Source organism: Salifodinibacter halophilus (assembly GCA_012999515.1).
GTDB lineage: Bacteria > Pseudomonadota > Gammaproteobacteria > Nevskiales > Salinisphaeraceae > Salifodinibacter > Salifodinibacter halophilus.
In genome coordinates, this window is the sequence record JABEEB010000838.1 from 1 (window position 1) to 231 (window position 231).

The 231-nt window shown below is 65.4% G+C and carries 1 protein-coding gene; it reads right to left on the minus strand.

Annotated features, from left to right (window positions below; translation table 11 throughout):
- The coding region (locus HKX41_13925) for a hypothetical protein (GenBank protein ID NNC25231.1) at nt 1–231 on the minus strand (231 nt) is incomplete at both ends.

The window sequence follows — 231 nt, forward strand, 5'->3', positions numbered from 1 at the left end:
CCCGCTCCCGGATCAGTTCGATCGGCCCACGGAAGGCCTTTTCGAATTCGACGTAGAGCGGATCCAGCGAGCGTTCGAACTCGTGCTGGCGCTTCTTGGCCCTCTCGCCGTCGCCGAGTGTAGATTCCAGGCGTGCGATACGGCCGTGAAGCTCGCTGGTCGCGGCGGAGAGGATCGAGTCCAGCTCGTCGACCTGGCGGGTGCGGTTGGCGTCGACGCTGTCGATGCGCT